The following is a 17878-nucleotide window of genomic DNA, read 5'->3' as shown; positions in this document are numbered from 1 at the left end:
ACGTATCTCTTTATATTATTTTTTCAATCTTTAGAGAGAAGTTTTGAAGCTTGCGTAAAGTCGATGCCCGTATAGTAGTGTTTGAGAATTTGCGTGGCGGTGGATCCTTCCTTGGCCATCCCGTCCGCACCCCACTGGCTCATCCCTACACCATGCCCGTATCCGTACGTGGTGATCTGGATGTCGGCCCCCGAGGTCTTCCAAGTAAACTCGCTGGACCGCAGGTTCAGCTTCTCTCTCACTTCCCGGCCGCTGAACACATGACCGCCGATGGAAATCTCTTTAATCCGGTGCCCCTCCGTCGTAGACAAGACTTGAATGAAAGGCTGACCCGTCGATACCGTGATAGCCTGTCCGGCCAAACCGAGCTTGTTGATAAAATCTTTCCGGCTGATCGTGACCGTTTCCTTGTACCCCGGCGACAGCTCTTTGTCCCATGGGCTTGCTACGCTGCGGAGGTACGGAATGTCTTCCTTCCAATAGTCTTCCGAATTTTCGGTATACCCGTTGCTGGTAGAGAAAAAGGATGCCGTAATCGGCTTGCCTTTATAGGTCATGATCGTATTGCGGGTTTCCTGAACCGCCCGCTGCAGCTTGGCCAGCTCCGCGGATTTCCCCTGAGCCTTCCATTCCTTCTCCAATACTTCCTTGGAGATATACGCCTGGTGGCTGACCGTATCGGTCACCATCGCCTTGCGGTCCGGCACGCCGCTCATGTCGCCGTCAACGAGGCGGCGGACGATAAAAGTGCGGGCCGCGATCGCCTGCGCTTTGAGCGCCTCAAGCTCAAAGTCCGCCGGCATCTCGGCCGCCAGCACGCCGGTGACGTAGTCTTCCATCGGCAGCACTTCCACTTGTCCCGTCTTCGTCAGATAGACGGACACGTTCGGCAGCTGCGCCTCCGCTTGCGGCGCGGCGGGCTTGGCCGGCGCCGGCGCCGGAATGGGCGCGGGCACCGGTGCAGGGTGGTGGTTCGTCGACACCACCACCAGCGTGGGCAGCAGCAGCGCCAGTGCGAGCACCCCGCCCGCCCCCCACAGGGCGGCTGGGGGCACCTTGCGGGCGCTGCCCGGGCGGCGCGGCCCTTTGGCCGGGCCGCGGCTTGGCGGCGGCGTCCATGGGCGCCGCCCGTTGGTGTGCCGGGCGCCGCCAGGCGCGCCCGGGGCTTCGGGCCGGAGCGTGCCTTGGCGCTCCGGCCTCACCGGCGCTGCAGCCTCTGGCGGCTGCGCAGCATGGCCGGGCAGCAGCGTCAGCTGCGGCCTGCCCGGCTGGGGGGCCGTGCTTCTCGGATCATCCGGCGTGAGCGCTTCGCTTCTGGGAGCGACGGGAATTTTTAATTGTGTGCGTGGATCCTTCATATTCTCTCAAACCTCCGTCCATGCTTCGTCCTTCGTTACTAGACCTTCCGGATACCGGCTGCGCGGCGGGCAGATATCGATGGGACGCGGCGCAATCGTCCGCCCCTCCTTCACCGTTCACATCCGATATTCATACATATGAGAGGCTTGAGAGTGATAGAACCCTTTTTAAGAGAAACAGAGATTGTGCCTTCCAAGCAGAAGGAACCTTCCATTCCTTAAGAGAACAAATAGGCTGGGTCAGAACCCGATGCCCTGCATCGTATAGGAAGAAGTATGAACTGACCCAGAGCCGAAACGGCCCAGGGATATCGGCAGGATCGTTTCATTCACCCCGGGAAGTTCCTCATTATAATAAGAAAGACTTGGATTGAGGTGACGAATATCGAAGAGAATGGTGGATCGCAGACAATTGGACGACAGAAAAGACCAGGCCGCAAAGGGCCTGGTCTTTTCTCAGCTGCTTATGGTGATGGCCGCGTAGCTCCGGCCATTTGTTTGTTTACAGTACAATGAATCGTTTCCAGTAAAATGTTCCGCCTATCACAAGATCAAATAAGGACTTACACCCAAGTCGGCTGCACATTCACCAGCTTGACTTCCTCTTCCTTGCTGTCCGCCTCTTTCTTGGCCGCTGCCGGCTGAGTCAAGGTCGGCTCATCGACGGAAATCCGCCAAATATCGGCTCCCAGGCCTTGCAGCTTCTCCGCCAGGTGAACATAGCCCCGGTCGATATGATGCGTACCGCTAACCTCTGTCGTTCCTTCCGACACGAGGCCCGCCAGAATCAAGGCTGCTCCGGCCCGAAGGTCGGTAGCGCACACCTTGGCGCCGGTAAGCTTGGCACCGCCGGTTACGATGGCCGTGCGGCCCTCTACCTTGATCTCCGCGTTCATCAGCTGGAACTGGTCCACATGCATAAAGCGGTTCTCAAACACCGTCTCGGTCACGACACTCGTGCCCTCCGACTTGAGCAGCAGCGCCATCATTTGCGACTGCATGTCGGTGGGGAAGCCCGGATAAGGCAGCGTCTTGATATCAACCGCCTTAAGCGGATGGTTCGCCTTTACGCGCACGCCGTTTTCGCCTGGTTCGATCTCAACGCCCATCTCCTCAAGCTTGGCAATCACCGGACCCAAATGATCCGGAATCGCGCCTTCAACGTACACGTCTCCGCCGGTAATCGCGGCCGCCACCATGTAAGTGCCTGCTTCGATCCGGTCCGGAATGACCGTATGCTCGGTACCGTGCAGCTTCTCCACACCTTCGATCCGGATAATACCGGTACCGGCGCCGCGCACTTTCGCGCCCATGCCGTTCAGGTAGTTCGCCAAATCGACAATTTCCGGCTCTTTCGCCGCATTTTCGATCACCGTCACGCCTTCAGCCAGCGTGGCGGCCATCATAATATTTTCAGTAGCGCCTACGCTGGCCACGTCCAAATAGATCTTGGCCCCGCGCAGTCTGCCATTACTTTTCGCTTCAATGTATCCTTGTCCCAGGCTGATTTCGGCACCCAGCGCTTCAAAGCCCTTCAGATGCTGATCGATAGGTCTTGTACCGATGGCACACCCGCCCGGCAGTGAAATCCGCGTATGGCCCATTCTCGTAAGCAGAGGACCCATGACCAGAAAAGACGCCCGCATCTTCCGCACCCACTCATAAGGTGCCTCACATGAGGAAATCGTTTGGGCATTGACCCTCATTACATCCTTTTCATATGTAATGACTGCACCTATGGATTCCAATACTTTACTGATTGTAATTACATCGTCAAGAGGAGGCGCATCGATAATGATGCTTTCTCCTTCTTCCCCAAGAAGAGAGGCAGCGATGATCGGAAGAACAGAATTTTTTGCCCCGCTGACTTTCACGCTTCCGGTCAGTTTATTGCCACCGCGGACGATAAATTTGCTCATCATGATTCCCTCCGCGTCCAATTTTTCCTTTATTTCTGGATATTCAAGAAATTACATTGCTAATTCCCTAACTTCCATCATAACACTGACCTTTTGACGGATACAAGCGTTTTTTGGCGAATATGCTCCGGAGGAACTATCGCTTCAAGCCAGCCGGCATCAGGCACGCTAAGCGGGATGAGTTACGAAATCAGACTTTTTCGGCTCCAGGTCCACATCTTTTTTCAAACGTGTAAGGCTTTCCTGCCGCCATCGGCAAGTGGAGCCGTCAGCCTTACCTAAACTGTTCTTTTTCATTGTTGACATAAAAAAATGTTATTATTCGACATCTTTCAACCATGTTCAGTTGCTGAAGTCCTACAAGCAGCCTATCAGTGATATAACCAAACGTTGACCGGTTAAAACATATACCGGATCATGTTACTCCAGCCGATATAATCGAGCAGAAACTTAGCGACGAAATGCCCCAGTACCACCGCCAGCAGCAGCTGCAGCAGCTTTCCTTGAGCTCCCTTCGGATGCCTGATAAACAGGTCCAGCTTCAAGTTCTGGAGCGCCCACCAAGACAAACCGATGCAGAACAAAGACACCACAATGGACATCAGACCGCTGACTCCGATGGTGCTTGATATGTTCTGTGATACGTCCGTATCCATGCCCTTACCTCCATCATCACTTGATTTAAAAAAAAGAATAACGATGAACGCTGGGTGTCCCTTCCAGCAACCAAGCTCATCAAGGGACTATTATATAATACTTGCCTTGACCTCAAGAATCCAGTTCCAATTCCTTTATTTTTGAATAATTTATCGTAAAGCGCTTTCTGTCTAATTTCCTCGGAAATAAATAGGTCATTTGGACTAGTCAGCACCAATATTCTATATGGAATATGGGGATTGTATGACAGAAGAATCCCCTGGTTTCATAGGAACGATACCTTCGGTTTTTCCCGTTTCAATAAAAAAGCCTGTCTCTTTAACGAGACAGGCTCTCTGTACTATTATTTACGACCGGCCACATTGATCCGGTTAATCGCTTTTTGCAGGGCCATTTCCGCACGGCGGAAATCGATCTCATCCTGCTTGCCCGCTGCCAAACGGCGCTCGGCACGCTCTTTGGCGGCACGTGCGCGTTCAACATCGATCTCTTCAGGAAGCTCTGCGCTCTCAGCCAGAACGACAACCTTGTCTTTACGTACTTCAACAAAGCCGCCGTTAACCGCGATCTCGGTGGTTTTCTTGCCGCTCGTCACGGCAATCGGAGCAACCCGCAGCGGGGTGACCAACGGAATGTGGTTCGGCAAAATGCCGAGCTCACCCTCCACACCGCGTACAACCAGGCTGTCCACCTCTCCGGAATAAGCCACGTGGTCCGGTGTGACGATTTCCAATAAAAAGGTGCTCACTTACATCCCTCCCTGAATGCTCACTTCGGAAGCAGTTAGCTCCCGGCAGGACACTATTCCAACGTCTTCGCCTTTTCTACGGCTTGTTCAATCGTTCCAACGAAGAGGAAGGCTGCTTCAGGAAGGTCGTCGTGCTTGCCTTCGAGAATTTCCTTGAAACTGCGGATCGTTTCTTTAACCGGTACGTAAATACCCGGCATGCCGTTAAACGCTTCTGCCACGTGGAATGGCTGGGACAAGAAACGCTGTACGCGGCGGGCACGGCCTACGATCAGCTTGTCGTCCTCGCTAAGCTCATCCATACCGAGGATGGCAATGATATCCTGAAGCTCGTTGTAACGGGCCAGGAGACGCTTAACGCCTTGAGCGACGTTGTAATGCTCTTCGCCTACGATTTCAGGCGTCAGGATCCGGGAGCTCGATGCCAGCGGATCCACCGCTGGATAGATACCCATCTCGGAAATTTTACGCTCCAGGTTGGTCGTTGCGTCCAAGTGGGCGAACGTTGTAGCTGGAGCCGGGTCCGTATAGTCATCCGCAGGCACGTAGATCGCCTGGATCGACGTAACGGAACCTTTTTTCGTGGAAGTGATCCGCTCTTGAAGCTGACCCATCTCGGTTGCCAGCGTTGGCTGGTAACCTACCGCGGAAGGCATCCGTCCGAGGAGGGCGGATACTTCGGAACCGGCTTGGGTAAAGCGGAAAATGTTGTCGATAAACAGCAGCACGTCTTTGCCTTCTTGATCACGGAAGTATTCCGCCATCGTCAGACCTGTCAGTGCCACGCGAAGACGGGCGCCCGGCGGTTCGTTCATCTGTCCGAATACCATCGCCGTCTTGCTGATAACGCCGGAATCGCTCATCTCGTGGTACAGGTCGTTACCTTCACGGGTACGTTCACCTACACCCGCGAATACGGAAATACCGCCGTGTTCCTGAGCGATGTTGTTGATCAATTCCTGGATCGCAACGGTTTTACCTACGCCGGCACCACCGAAGAGACCGATTTTACCGCCCTTTTGGTAAGGAGCGAGAAGGTCGATAACCTTGATCCCTGTCTCCAGCATTTCTGCTTGGGTCGACAGTTCGTCGTATTTTGGTGCTTCACGGTGAATCGGGCTGGAAACTTCGGAAGTCACTTCGCCCGCTTCGTCGATCGGCTGTCCCAGTACGTTAAATACGCGTCCGAGGGTAGCGGATCCTACCGGAACAGTGATTGGGCCGCCCAAATCCACTGCTTCCATACCACGAACGAGTCCATCAGTGGAGGACATGGCAATGCAGCGCACCATGTTATCGCCCAGATGGTTTGAAGCTTCCAGAGTCAAGTCAATCTGGCGTCCGCCAGCGACTGTGCCCTCAACTTTAATTGCATTGTAGATTTCCGGTAGTTGACCTCTTTCGAATTCGATGTCGACAACCGCACCCATAATGCTGACAACGCGTCCTTTGTTCATCTTTTTTGTTCCCTCCTACAAGTCTGCTGTATTCGCAAACCTAAATCGTAAGCCATGCGGCTTAACGGTATGCTCCGTGCAAGGTTCTATTATGAAATATAGATCATGTCTATCGCAGGTAACCGAAGCCGACAGACCGATTAAGGATGAGTTTGCTGCTGAAAACCAGGCGGGGCTTCTCCATACGCGGACAAGCACCCCCGGGTTATGAAAACTGTTATTCGAAAATAAGACACCGTCTAAAAATCTTATACCTGGGCGTTCGCACCAGATACGATTTCCGTAATTTCCTGCGTGATCGCCGCCTGACGCGCACGGTTGTAGGACAGCGTCAATTCGTTGATCAGCTTGGTCGCATTCTTCGTCGCCGCACCCATCGCCGTCATCTTGGCACCCAGCTCACTGGCTTTGGCGTCCAGCAGTGCGCTGAAGATCAAGGTTTCGGCATATTTAGGAAGCAGCGCTTCCAGAACGGCTTCCGGTGACGGCTCGTATTCGTAGCTGGCCACCGGAGAAGCTGCGGATTCCATGCTGTCCATCGGAAGGAGCAGATTGGCTTCCGGAATTTGCGTCAACGCGTTCACAAAGCGGTTGTAGATGACGTACAGCTCATCGATTTTGCCTTCCTCAAACTCGCGGACCGCTGCGGAAGCGATCGACTTGATGTCAGCAAACGATGGCGTATCGGACAAGTCCGTAACCTCTTTCACAATCGGAAGCTCTCTGCGGCGCATGTAGTCGCGGCCTTTCCGTCCAATCACGAACAACTCGTATTCGTCGTTGGACTTATGGCGTTCCTTAATCATCGTCGAGACAAGCTTCAACACGTTGGCGTTCGAACCGCCCGCAAGACCGCGGTCGGAGGTGATGACCAGGTATCCGGTTTTCTTCACGGGACGTTTCTCAAACATCGGATGCTTGATGCCTTTGGTACCGGACGCGATGCTGGAGACCACTTCCTTCAGCTTCTCGGAGTAAGGACGGGAATGCTGCGCCATCTCCTGGGCTCTTCTCAGCTTGGAGGCAGCGACCATTTCCATCGCCTTCGTGATCTGCTTCGTGCCTTGAATACTTTTGATCTGACGTTTAATTTCGCGTAATCCTCTTGCCATGTTTTCACCACCTCAAAACTTTAGCAAAGCTAAAGTTACTTCGAAAGCATTTGCATAGCTTTGACGTAGTCAAAGCTAACTTCGTAAGCGAAACTGTACTTTAGCAGAGCTAAAGTTACTTCGAAAGCATTTGCATAGCTTTGACATCGTCAAAGCTGACTTCGATGCGCATATCTAAAAAGATGAACCCGAGCCTTGCGGCCCGGTTCACGTCCAGGCTTACGCCATCACAGCAAAGCCTCTTTTAAATTTATCAATAGCCGCTTTCAGAGCCGTTTCGTTGTCGGCAACCAGATCTTTGGTATCGCGGATGGACGCCATGATCTCAGGATGGTTGCTTTCAAGGAACGCCAGGAATTCGCTCTCGAAACGACGGATGTCGCCGACAGGAATGTCGTCCAGGTGTCCTCTGACTGCCGTGTACAAGCTGGCTACCTGCTGCTCAACGCTGAGCGGCTGGTTAACCCCCTGCTTGAGGATTTCCATCAGTCTCGCACCACGGTTCAAACGGGCCAGCGTGGATTTGTCAAGGTCGGAACCGAATTGGGAGAACGCTTGAAGCTCGCGGTACTGGGCCAAATCCAGCTTCAAACCGCCGGCGACTTTCTTCATCGCCTTGAGCTGAGCGGAGCTACCTACCCGGGATACGGAAATACCTACGTTGATCGCCGGACGCTGTCCAGCATAGAACAGTTCGGACTCAAGGAAGATCTGTCCGTCCGTGATCGAAATAACGTTGGTTGGGATATATGCGGATACGTCAGACGCCTGTGTTTCAATGAAAGGCAGAGCGGTTAATGAACCACCGCCGAGTTCATCGGACAGCTTCGCCGCGCGTTCCAGCAAACGGGAATGCAGATAGAATACGTCACCAGGATAAGCTTCGCGGCCTGGAGGACGTCTGAGGAGCAGGGACAATTCGCGGTATGCCGCTGCCTGCTTCGACAAGTCATCATAGATGATCAAGGCATGCTCGCCTTTGTACATGAAGTACTCACCCATTGCACAGCCCGCATAAGGAGCGATGTACAAGAGCGGAGAAGGCTCGGAAGCCGATGCGGTAACGACGATCGTGTAGTCCAGGGCGCCGTGACGGCGAAGGTTTTCCACGACGTGCGCAACCGTCGATTGCTTTTGGCCGATGGCGACATAGATACATTTCACGCCATTGCCTTTTTGGTTAATGATCGTATCGATCGCGATTTGGGTTTTACCCGTTTGACGGTCACCGATGATCAGCTCGCGCTGTCCGCGGCCGATTGGCACGAGAGCGTCAATCGCTTTGATACCGGTTTGCATTGGCTCATGAACCGATTTACGGTCGATAACGCCTGGCGCGCTGCTCTCAACCGGACGATAAGCAGAAGCTTCGATCGGTCCTTTGCCGTCCACTGGCTGACCAAGCGGGTTGACAACGCGTCCGAGCAGGGCTTCCCCAACAGGAACCTGCATGATGCGTCCAGTACGTTTTACTTGGTCGCCTTCTTTGATTTCTGTGTAAGGTCCGAGGATAACGACACCTACGTTGCTTTCTTCCAAGTTCAGCGCAAGGCCTACAACACCGTTGGCGAACTCGACGAGCTCACCGGCCATAACATTGTCGATCCCGTGAATACGGGCGATACCGTCACTTACTTGAATAACGGTGCCGACTTCGGCCACTTCGATGTCAGATTTATATTGTTCAATTTGACTTTTAATCAGCGTACTGATTTCTTCAGGTCTGATACTCAAGTGTCTTCACCCCTATCTACTGTGCTAGTCTGTTAAAAGACTTTTCAAGCCGTTCCAGCTTCCCTGCCAAACTGCCGTCGTACAGCATATCACCGATGACGACTTTTACACCGCCGAGCAGATTTTTATCAATCACGTTGGTTACGCGAATTTTCTTCTTAGCCAATGCTCCAAACTCCGCGGCAACCGTTTCGATTTCCTGGTCGCTCAGCGGATAGGTGGAGTACACCGTGGCATCCGCAAGTCCAAGGCTTTCGCCTTCGATCCGGACGTAGCTGTCCAGCAGGTCGGCGAACAGATCCGCTCTGCCCCGTTCGATCAGCATATCAACGGTGTTCATGACCGGCTGGGATACTTTGTCTTGAAGGGCCTTCTTCAGCACATCCAGTTTCACCGATACGGCAATGTTGGGCGTGGAGATAAAACGGCGGATCTCGTCATCCTGGGTAATGGCCCCAACGACGGCCTTGAGCTCCTGCTCCACTTCCAGCGTCTTCTGCTGCTGCGCAGCCACTTCAAACAGCGCCTTCGCATAACGCTTGGCTGCTATTGTCTCCCGGCTCATGGTCTGCCCCCTACCTCTTTAAGGTACTGGTCCACGAGCTCTTCCTGAGCTTTGTCGCTGCTGACTTCTTTCTCAAGCAGCTTGGATGCGATCTTCACGGATACGGCGCCCAGCTCGCTGCGCAGCTCCTGAACCGCCTTGTTCTTTTCGCTTGCGATATCGCGGACAGCGTCCTCTTTAATACGAGAAGCTTCCACCTTGGCTTGTTCCATAATTTGGTCAGCCTGCTTGCTGCTCGTTTGTCTGGATTGCTCGATAATGTCGTAAGCCTCTTTGCGCGCATTTTCCAGAGCTTTTTTCTGCTCTTCTACGTAAGCAATGGCTTGTTCGCGGGTTTGTGCCGCTTCGTTCATTTGACTCGTCACAAGCTCACGGCGCTTCTCCATGATGGAGAACAACGGACCGAAAGCGTATTTGCTCAGAAGCAAATACAGAATCACAAACGCAATCAATGCCACAATGAAAGACGAAGGGATAATAGTCAATCTAGTCACTCCTTTCCGGTGCACGTTCAGTCTTGTTCATCAGACAATCAGATAAGGAAGGATCCGAGAACCTTCCTTATCTGACGGCTAAAAAGAAGGCGCGGATGGCCGTGGCCTCCCCCGCCAAACCTTACTGCTTAAATTAAGCTCCTGCGTAGAACAAGAACGCGAGTACGACACCGATGATTGGAAGGGCTTCGACCAGACCTACACCGATAAACATTGTCGTTTGAAGCGTGGATTTCGCTTCTGGCTGACGAGCGATACCTTCAACCGTTTTACTTACGATCAGACCGTTACCAATACCTGCGCCAAGTGCGCCCAAACCTACTGCAATCGCAGCTGCAAGAAATGCCCAAACTCCCATTTGTAAAATCCTCCTTAGAGATGTGTATTTTATTATTATTTATGTTTAGTTAAGAGTGAAGAAAGAAAACTCCAAGCTTAACTTTGAAGCTAATGTTCGTGCTCGTCGTGGCTCTCGATCATCTGAGAGATATAAACCATCGTCAGGATCGTGAAGACGAAAGCCTGGATGGCACCGACGAAAATACTGAAGCCCTGCCAAACGATGAGACCGAGCACGGAAGCGATGTATCCGCCTGCGCCAATTGCGGTCAGTTTCAACAGAACCGAGATCAGCACCTCACCCGCGAAGATGTTACCGAATAGACGCATGCCCTGCGTCAGCAGCTTCGCAAACTGCTCGATAACGTTGATCGGGAAGAAGAACCAGTAAGGTTGGAAATAGTGCTTGAAATAACTCTTTGTATTCTTGGTGATTCCCAGGAAGTGCGAAAGGAAGAATACGATAAACGCGAGCCCCATGGTAACCGAAGCATCAGCCGTAGGTGATTTCCACCAAGCTAGCTCGACTTCTTCTACATCCGGATGCTTCGCAAACTCCTCGGTGACAGATACGATTTCTTTGCCAAAGATATGCGCATGTTCCGGATCATGGACTCCTGTAACGATACCAAATGGAAGACCCAATAGGTTGCCGACGAAGATAAACATAATAAACGTCAATCCAAGGGACAGAAAGTGCTTCCCCTTCTTCCAATCCATCGTGCTGGAAATCAGGTTCTGGACGAATTCCACCGTCCATTCCATGAAATTCTGCAATTTCCCCGGGTTTTCGACTGACAATTTACGGGTTGCCAGCTTCGCGATCACAAACACGATTACGGAGGTTACGATGAGCATCAGGATTGTGGAAAGGTCGAATTTTATGCCGCCCAATTCAATAATCGGTGATGTATGCATGTTTTTCTCACCCCTTTCTCAGTTGAAGGTCTACTCCTGTTTACGAGACAATCGAATCCCTATGAATAAGAGAAGAAACTGTGCCAATACCAGTGTTGCCGCAACGGCATACAGGTTAAACGTCTCCGGCCTTTGATAGGCCACAACGACGGCCAGCACACTGAGGGCTGCACGGGTCAGAAAACCCATATTTACTCTCTTGCCGCCCCCGCCTTCGACTGAATCCAACACTTTTTGCACTTTATAGCCCAAATAAAAGCTATTGGCAAGGCTGACACTGGAGCCAAGCACCATACCCAGCGCTATACTCCGGTATTGCGGGAAGACAGCAGCACCCAAGAAGCAAAGAGCCAGGAAATAAAGTGTCGCTCTAGTCAATACCCTGCGGTATTTCCATAGTTCACTCATCACTTTCCCCCATGACTGCCTTGGTGATCATAAAAACGCTTACGCCGCCAATCGCCAGACCCAGCAAAACTCCGAATGCAATCCAGAGTCCGGGTCCTCCCCAAATCTTGTCCAGCCAGGAGCCGAGATAAAAGCCCCCTAAAGTACACGCGGCCAGATCGATTCCGATGGCGCTTACAAGGCCCGCATACTTCAGAGGGCTTGCAGCATTTTTATTGGATTTTTGCGGCTTATCAGGTTGATTCATCTCTGTCCACCCTCTAATCCCAGTTCATTTTACTGAATGACCCGAGAGTTTGTCAATTGAACAAATCCGTGTCGAAACTGGCTGGAAATGTGACTAAAATCACTGCAAAAAGCCCGCAAATCCGTGTCAACCGTACAGTTTAACTGTATGCTGTACTCTTTGCCCTCAGAATATGGCTTAACTTTCCTTTGTGAACATTCTGTGAAATTGTTCCGGACGTTCATTTTTGATGCCAAAATGATGCAAAATCGCGTCGACAATCCGCTGGGATGCCTTGCCATCTCCGTATGGATTTGCGGCGCCGCTCATCGCATTATAGGCTTCTTGATCGGTCAGCAAATGCTTCGTCCGTCCGTACACTTGTTCCTCATCCGTTCCGACCAGCTCGAGCGTTCCCGCCTCGATGCCTTCCGGTCGCTCGGTCGTGTCACGGAGCACCAGCACCGGTACACCGAAAGATGGAGCCTCTTCCTGAAGACCGCCGGAGTCCGTCAGGATCAGATGCGTATGCGGATAAAAATTGTGCAAGTCTACAACATCCAGCGGTTCAATCAGCTTAATTCTTGGATGATTGCCCAAAATTTGATGCGCCGGTTCTTTGACCGCCGGGCTTGGATGGACCGGATACACGATGGCGATATCGTCGAATTCGTCGGCGATCCGCTTCACGGCACGGAAGATGTTCAGATGAGGCTCGCCCTGCGATTCGCGCCGGTGCGCCGTCATCAGAATCAGCCGTTTGCCCTGCGCCCAGTCGAGCACCGGATGGTGATAATCCGACTTGACGGTGTACTGGAATACGTCGGTAACGGTATTGCCAGTCACGTAAATGTGGGACTCGTTCTTGTTCTCCTTCTTCAGGTTGCCTGCAGACCAGTCTGTCGGGGCAAAATGAAGATCGGCAAGCACGCCGGTCAGCTGGCGGTTCATCTCCTCCGGATATGGGGAGAGCTTGTTCCACGTTCTCAGGCCCGCTTCGACATGTCCTACCTGGATCTTCTGCAGGAAGGCCGCATAGCTGGCCAGGAAGGTCGTCAGCGTGTCTCCGTGCACCAGAACGATATCAGGCTTGGCCTCTTTCAAAACCGGCTCCAGGCCCTGCAGAACGCGGATGGTTACCTCGTTCAGCGTCTGGTTCTCTTTCATGACGTCCAGATCGAAATCCGGCGTAATCTTGAATACCTCGAGCACCTGATCCAGCATCTGACGGTGCTGGGCCGTTACGCAGACGACGGATTCGATATGTTCGGGATGCTTCTGCAGTTCTAAGATGAGCGGAGCCATCTTGATGGCTTCCGGGCGCACCCCGAAGATCGTCATCACTTTAATTTTTGACATATGGTTTCCCTCTCCTTACTTGGTTCCGTACAGCCGGTCTCCGGCGTCTCCCAGTCCCGGAATGATATAACCGTGATCGTCCAGCTTCTCGTCCAGGGCCGCTACATAAATGTCCACGTCAGGATGGGCTTCCTGCACGGCTTTAACCCCTTCCGGAGCAGCGATCAGGTTCATCATCTTGATCTGGGTGCACCCCCGCTTCTTCAGGACGTCGATTGCGGCAATAGCCGATCCACCGGTCGCCAGCATCGGATCGATGACGATCAGCTCGCGCTCGGTCACGTCTGTCGGCAGCTTCGTGTAATACTCGACAGGCTGCAGCGTTTCCGGATCGCGGAACAAGCCGACATGTCCCACCTTGGCGGCGGGAATCAGCTTCAGCATGCCGTCGAGCATGCCGAGCCCGGCGCGCAAGATCGGAATCAGCCCGAGCATGCGGCCCGCCAGAACCTTGCCGTCCATCTCAGCGACAGGTGTCTGCACCTTGACCGACTCGAGCGGAACCTCGCGTGTAATTTCGTAAGCCATTAAGGAAGCAACCTCATCGACCAGTTCGCGAAAATCTTTCGTGTTCGTCCGCACATCGCGGATAAATGTCAGTTTGTGTTGAATCAAAGGGTGATCACAAATCACCAGTTTTCCCATGTTAGTCCCTCCGGTTAAATCGTAAGTCTAAGTGCTGTCATTGCCGGTTAGTTAGATGCCCATTCGCATACGATACATGCAAGTACACAAATCTTATTTATTATATCATTCCTGGAAATGATTTTGCACCCAAGAAAGATATGTTTATTCTGGCCCAAAGATCAGCCGGCTTAAACGTTAACCGAAAGACCGCGCAAGGGAACCGGCATGGTGTAAGCACCCCGTAAAGACCCGCCAATCTAACATTTGCTCTTCGTATCTACCAGTCTTAAATCTAGCAGTTCTCCCCCTCTGAACTACTATATAAAAGCCACTCTAAGAGTGTGAAGGCACACATCCGCTGTGACGGCAGAAAGGTTTATTGACCTATACGGCTTCTGAGAGCGAAAAGAAAAACGTATTATCGGCGTACATTCTCAGAAAACAGACCGCGTTTAGCGAGAGTTTCTTTTGCGGGATCAGGATGGTTAGCCTCGAAACCTCGGAAAATCTCTATTTCTTATTTCTAAAAAAAGGGACCGGAGAACATTCCCCAGTCCCTTATATTCTCACAGACCTGTACTTCTCAAGATCTGTGTCCTATTAGTAGTTAAGTTCAGGATACAGCGGATATTGATCCGTCAGTTCCTTCACCATCGCCGCTGCTTTGGACAGCACGCCTTCGTCCTTAGGCGACTTCAGCGTCATGGCGATGATTTTGCCGATCGTCACCATCGCCGCTTCATCCATGCCGCGGGAAGTCGCAGCCGGCGTACCGATCCGAATTCCGCTCGTGACGAACGGGCTGGTCGGATCGAACGGAATGGCATTTTTGTTGACGGTGATACCGACGGAGTCCAGCACCTTCTCAGCGTCTTTCCCTGTAATGTTTACACTGCGGGTATCCACCAGCATCAGGTGGTTATCCGTGCCGCCGGATACGATGTTCAGGCCTTCGCTGATCAGCGTCTCAGCCAATACTTTGGCGTTCTTCACTACGTTTTCGGCATACGTTTTGAACGATGGGTCAAGCGCTTCGCCCAAGGCTACGGCTTTGGACGCGATAACGTGCATCAGCGGACCGCCCTGTGTGCCCGGGAACACAGCCTTGTCGATGGCCGCAGCCCAAGGCTGCTTGCACAGAATCATGCCGCCGCGCGGACCGCGGAGCGTTTTGTGCGTTGTCGTCGTAACAAAATGGGCGTGAGGCACCGGGTTCGGATGAAGACCGGCCGCAACCAGGCCCGCGATATGAGCCATATCGACCATGAACAGCGCGCCAACGTCATTGGCGATCGAAGCGAGAGCTTCGAAATCAATCGTACGCGGATAGGCGCTCGCACCGGCGACGATCAGGCGCGGACGATGCTTGAACGCAAGCTTGCGGACTTCGTCATAATCGATGAGGAACGTATCTTCCTGGACCCCGTAAGCGACGAAGTTGTACAGCAGACCGGAAGCGTTCACCGGGCTTCCGTGCGTCAGGTGTCCGCCATGGGCAAGGTTCATCCCAAGCACGGTATCCCCTGGTTTCAGCGCTGCCAGGTATACGGCCATGTTGGCCTGAGCGCCGGAGTGCGGCTGCACGTTGGCATGCTCGGCTCCGAACAGTTCTTTCGCACGGTCACGGGCGATATCTTCAACGATATCGACGCGCTCGCAGCCGCCGTAATACCGCTTGCCCGGATATCCTTCGGCGTATTTGTTCGTGAGGACGGAGCCCATGGCTTCCATAACCGCTTCACTGACAATATTCTCCGATGCGATCAGCTCAATGTTTGCACGCTGACGCTTCAGTTCCAAGTTCATGGCCTCGAGTACAGCCGGGTCCTTCTTACGCAATTGATCCATGTTAATAGTTCCTCCCTTATTGGAATTCAAAATAAAATGTTCGTTTCAATCATCCGCTCATGTTAATCGCAAAGATCTGAACTGCCGCCGTCACGGTCGGCTCTGCCGGCTTCTTCATCCAGACGGTACACCGCCCGTTCGCCGCCGATCAGCTTGGGCCGCGTGTAGGCCGCATTCACGCGCGCGTGCCCCACATACCGCAGGGTCGGGCGGAAAGGCACCGCCACACGCCGCAGATGCATGCCGATCATCGTCTCGCCGATGTCGATGCCCGCGTGAGCCTCGATCGCTTCGGCCAGGCAAGGCTCCTTCATGGAACGGTAAGCAGCGGCAGCCATAGAGCCGCCCGCTTTCGGAACAGGAACGGCGGCGACCTCGGTTAAACGAAGGCGCTCCAGTACGGAACGCTCCATCACAAGCGCCCGGTTCAAATGCTCACAGCACTGAAACACCGTGTCGAAGCCGAACTTGGCCCGGACCTCGCCGATCGCCTGCAGCAGCTCCTCAGCAACCCCGAGTGCCCCCGAGGTGCCGATGCGTTTCCCGGCCACTTCACTGGTGCTCGTTCCAACAACCAGTATCTTACCAGGGCCAAGCCTTGCGGCTTCCACCAGCTCATGAAGGATTTGGGATACCTGTTCTCCCAGCGAAACTTCCAATGGACTGCCTCCTGACATGCTTTCCATGAGAAAACCTCCCTAATTGTGCAGATACCGCTCTTCAATCGCTTTAATCTTGTTCACGCGCCCGACATGACGCTCGCCGCCGCTGAACTCCGTGCCCAGCCAAGCCTTGACGATTTCCTGGGCCAGACCCGGACCGATGACGCGTTCGCCCATCGCCAGCACGTTGGAGTCGTTATGCTCCCTGGTGGCGATCGCCGAGAACACATCGTGGACCAAGGCACACCGGATGCCCGGAACCTTGTTCGCCGCGATGCTCATGCCGATGCCTGTTCCACAGATCAGGATTCCCCGGTCGGCCTCGCCTTTGGTAACCAGATCGCACACAGGGAGAGCGTAGTCGGGATAGTCTACGGAATCCGTGCATCCGCATCCCACATCCGCAACTTGATGCCCCATCCCTTCGATCACGGCAATGATGTCTTCTTTCAAACGTATACCCGCATGATCTGTTCCAACAGCAATTTTCATCTTTCGAAAAACCTCCTAAAATTTCGCGCAATACAGAGAAACGAATCCAGCGCTTCCCGGTATTCCCGTGACTTCTTGTACCATTATAACTCATTTGCAGCCACTAGACGAAAAAAAGAGCAGTCCGCGGATCATTCCGCAGAATTGCTCTTTTGCCCAGGCGACCGGCCGTATATTCCGGTGCTCCATCGTGGTTGGATCCACATTGTCGCCAGTTACACCGGAACCGATGTTTTTCACATTCATCATAAAGCATGACGCGATGAAAATCAATCTGCAAATTTACTCCATTTTTTCAGGCCTAGGCTCCCGCCCAAGTGCAATTTAAGCTTGTTTCTTAAAATGTACGGAACGCCTCCAGCTTATCCAGCAGCCGCTCGATAGCGGCGCGGATTTCTGCGGCGGTGACATCGTAATCGTCGCGGGACCCGCCGAACGGGTCCGAAATATCAAAGCTCGGGATCCGCTGCTGGATCTCGATCAGCCGCTCCCGTTCCTCGTCCTCCAGCTGCTGCCCGAGCGCCCGCTTCATTTCCCAGGTGGCGTACAGGCTGTCGAGCTCCTGCAGGTCCTTGATCACGTTCTCGTCATCTTCGGTGTATTCCTTCAGGGTATAAATTTTGTCAGCCGCGAGCGGAAAGCTCCGGATCACATGCTGCTTATGCCCCTGGGTCAGTGTCAAAATCAAATCCGCCCAATCCACCGTGTCGGCCCTGAGCGGCTTGGCGGTCAAATGCTCATCGATCTCGTGGTCCCGCAGCACCGCTTCCGCATGACGCGAGATGGGTGTCCCTTCAAGGGCGGCCACGCCGGCCGAACGGACTTCGAGCGGAACGCTGCGCTCCTTGGCCAGCTTGCGAAGCAGAGCTTCGGCCATCGGGCTGCGGCACGTGTTTCCCGTACAGACAAACAAAATATGCTTCACGTCTCTAGCACCTCCCGAAGTGTCTTTGCC

General features: G+C 53.3%; 19 protein-coding genes and 1 riboswitch. All 19 genes read right to left on the bottom strand.

Going from position 1 to position 17878, the window contains the following annotated elements; translation table 11 throughout:
* Positions 1-23: 23 nt before the first annotated feature.
* The 19 genes from spoIID to BCV73_RS31130 all read right to left on the bottom strand — a co-directional run bounded on the left by spoIID (position 24) and on the right by BCV73_RS31130 (position 17848).
* Complete coding sequence (gene spoIID / locus BCV73_RS31225) at positions 24-1358, bottom strand: stage II sporulation protein D (RefSeq protein ID WP_089549720.1); 1335 nt, start codon at positions 1356-1358, stop codon at positions 24-26.
* A gap of 563 nt (positions 1359-1921) precedes the next feature.
* On the bottom strand, positions 1922-3277 hold the full coding sequence (murA, locus tag BCV73_RS31220; RefSeq protein WP_089549719.1) for a UDP-N-acetylglucosamine 1-carboxyvinyltransferase: 1356 nt from the start codon (positions 3275-3277) through the stop codon (positions 1922-1924).
* Positions 3278-3675: 398 nt separating this feature from the next.
* A complete protein-coding gene (locus BCV73_RS31215) occupies positions 3676-3933 on the bottom strand; it encodes a DUF1146 family protein (RefSeq protein ID WP_089549718.1) in 258 nt (85 codons plus the stop codon).
* A gap of 344 nt (positions 3934-4277) precedes the next feature.
* Positions 4278-4682, bottom strand: a complete 405-nt coding sequence (locus BCV73_RS31210; RefSeq protein WP_076174668.1) for a F0F1 ATP synthase subunit epsilon — start codon at positions 4680-4682, stop codon at positions 4278-4280.
* 53 nt (positions 4683-4735) lie between these two features.
* Entirely contained in the window at positions 4736-6139 is a 1404-nt protein-coding gene (atpD, locus tag BCV73_RS31205) for a F0F1 ATP synthase subunit beta (RefSeq protein ID WP_076174670.1), read from the bottom strand.
* A gap of 248 nt (positions 6140-6387) precedes the next feature.
* Entirely contained in the window at positions 6388-7251 is an 864-nt protein-coding gene (gene atpG, locus BCV73_RS31200; RefSeq protein WP_076174672.1) for an ATP synthase F1 subunit gamma, read from the bottom strand.
* Between the two features lie 219 nt (positions 7252-7470).
* Positions 7471-8985, bottom strand: a complete 1515-nt coding sequence (gene atpA / locus BCV73_RS31195) for a F0F1 ATP synthase subunit alpha (RefSeq protein WP_076174674.1) — start codon at positions 8983-8985, stop codon at positions 7471-7473.
* Positions 8986-9001: 16 nt separating this feature from the next.
* The gene (locus tag BCV73_RS31190) at positions 9002-9550 is read right to left on the bottom strand and encodes a F0F1 ATP synthase subunit delta (protein ID WP_089549717.1); all 549 of its coding nucleotides are present in this window, start codon (positions 9548-9550) and stop codon (positions 9002-9004) included.
* Entirely contained in the window at positions 9547-10035 is a 489-nt protein-coding gene (gene atpF, locus BCV73_RS31185; protein WP_089549716.1) for a F0F1 ATP synthase subunit B, read from the bottom strand. Before atpF ends, BCV73_RS31190 begins: the two co-directional genes overlap by 4 nt.
* A gap of 142 nt (positions 10036-10177) precedes the next feature.
* A complete protein-coding gene (gene atpE / locus BCV73_RS31180; protein ID WP_036706394.1) occupies positions 10178-10402 on the bottom strand; it encodes a F0F1 ATP synthase subunit C in 225 nt (74 codons plus the stop codon).
* Between the two features lie 89 nt (positions 10403-10491).
* Positions 10492-11301, bottom strand: coding sequence for a F0F1 ATP synthase subunit A (gene atpB, locus BCV73_RS31175; protein WP_089549715.1), 810 nt, complete (start codon positions 11299-11301; stop codon positions 10492-10494).
* Positions 11302-11331: 30 nt separating this feature from the next.
* Positions 11332-11709 carry an ATP synthase subunit I gene (locus BCV73_RS31170; RefSeq protein WP_076174683.1) on the bottom strand — a complete coding sequence of 126 codons (378 nt, stop codon included), beginning with the start codon at positions 11707-11709 and terminating at the stop codon, positions 11332-11334.
* Complete coding sequence (locus BCV73_RS31165; RefSeq protein ID WP_076174685.1) at positions 11702-11956, bottom strand: AtpZ/AtpI family protein; 255 nt, start codon at positions 11954-11956, stop codon at positions 11702-11704. The genes BCV73_RS31170 and BCV73_RS31165 overlap by 8 nt, the downstream gene beginning before the upstream one ends.
* A gap of 177 nt (positions 11957-12133) precedes the next feature.
* Entirely contained in the window at positions 12134-13294 is a 1161-nt protein-coding gene (gene wecB / locus BCV73_RS31160) for a non-hydrolyzing UDP-N-acetylglucosamine 2-epimerase (RefSeq protein ID WP_089549714.1), read from the bottom strand.
* Between the two features lie 15 nt (positions 13295-13309).
* Complete coding sequence (gene upp / locus BCV73_RS31155; protein ID WP_076174689.1) at positions 13310-13939, bottom strand: uracil phosphoribosyltransferase; 630 nt, start codon at positions 13937-13939, stop codon at positions 13310-13312.
* Between the two features lie 582 nt (positions 13940-14521).
* Positions 14522-15769: a serine hydroxymethyltransferase gene (glyA, locus tag BCV73_RS31150; RefSeq protein ID WP_089549713.1), complete on the bottom strand. Its 1248-nt coding sequence runs from the start codon at positions 15767-15769 to the stop codon at positions 14522-14524.
* A 62-nt stretch (positions 15770-15831) separates the two neighbouring features.
* A complete protein-coding gene (locus BCV73_RS31145) occupies positions 15832-16446 on the bottom strand; it encodes a TIGR01440 family protein (protein WP_089550481.1) in 615 nt (204 codons plus the stop codon).
* A gap of 21 nt (positions 16447-16467) precedes the next feature.
* Positions 16468-16923, bottom strand: a complete 456-nt coding sequence (gene rpiB / locus BCV73_RS31140; protein ID WP_089549712.1) for a ribose 5-phosphate isomerase B — start codon at positions 16921-16923, stop codon at positions 16468-16470.
* A gap of 147 nt (positions 16924-17070) precedes the next feature.
* Positions 17071-17152: riboswitch (ZMP/ZTP riboswitch) on the bottom strand.
* A 108-nt stretch (positions 17153-17260) separates the two neighbouring features.
* Positions 17261-17848 carry a low molecular weight protein arginine phosphatase gene (locus BCV73_RS31130; RefSeq protein WP_076174699.1) on the bottom strand — a complete coding sequence of 196 codons (588 nt, stop codon included), beginning with the start codon at positions 17846-17848 and terminating at the stop codon, positions 17261-17263.
* Positions 17849-17878 lie beyond the last annotated feature (30 nt).

It is taken from the genome of Paenibacillus sp. SSG-1, assembly GCF_002224835.1.
Classification (GTDB): domain Bacteria; phylum Bacillota; class Bacilli; order Paenibacillales; family Paenibacillaceae; genus Paenibacillus_AQ; species Paenibacillus_AQ favisporus.
Note: the sequence above shows the minus strand (reverse complement) of the source record. Positions and strands in the feature narration are given on the sequence as shown.